At 39.3% G+C, this 782-nt stretch carries 1 protein-coding gene; it reads left to right on the top strand.

Going from position 1 to position 782, the window contains the following annotated elements; all coding sequences use genetic code 11:
• Positions 1 to 600 precede the first annotated feature (600 nt).
• The coding region (locus tag H1S01_RS20500) for a response regulator (protein ID WP_188042179.1) at positions 601 to 782 on the top strand (182 nt) is incomplete at its 3' end.

The raw sequence follows: 782 nt of genomic DNA, 5'->3' as shown, positions 1-782 counted from the left end.
TGGGTCTAAAGTCCCTTTTTTCAATATCAAATACATGATATCTTAATATTATCCTTCCTAACTATTCCACATGCCAGCCGGAGCATAAAGCTTCGGCATTTTTTTGCCCTATTGATAACATCTAAGGTATATCTATTCGGTTTTGTTCATAATTTTTACTAACCCTTCACTTGGCACAAACACCACAGGTTCATCCCTGCAAACTTATGCGGGGTATTTTTTTATCCTTAATTCGGAGGTTTAGCACCGAGTCTGCTAAATCCAAGGCTCATAAACACTGTGTTCGGTTTGAAAATGAGTTGGAGGATGTGAGGATTCGGCGTTTCTGTAAAAATCTTGACGTTTTTATTGAAAAACCCAAATGGAATAGTTATAATTAAAACGACAAAGTTGTCATAAATTGGGCTAACCAGAAGAACTGGAGGCTTAGTACGTTTGTACCAAGCCTCTTTTTTCTTCAAAGCATTATCGCCTTCAGCGGGGGTGTCAAAGTGAGACAGTGAGAGCATTTGCTTATAGTCCGTAAGGGTAACGCAACTAAACCGCTAGGTGACTCTTTTCTAAATTCCGAATCATTACTGAAATTGAGGTGTCCCATAGATGCCGTCACGAATAATGGTAGCAGACGATAACCCGGGTATTCGAATGTTACTCCAGACAATATTGCGATATCGTGAAGACATCATTATCGATTGTGCGAAAAATGGCTCTGAAGTCATTGCCTTATCGAACAGCAATCATTATGACCTCATTATATTAGATATTCGGATGCCCGATGTAGA

This window comes from Heliobacterium chlorum, from assembly GCF_014502795.1.
Lineage (GTDB): Bacteria > Bacillota > Desulfitobacteriia > Heliobacteriales > Heliobacteriaceae > Heliobacterium > Heliobacterium chlorum.
The sequence above is the reverse complement of the archived record's forward strand: the minus strand, read 5'-3'. Positions and strand labels throughout refer to the sequence as shown.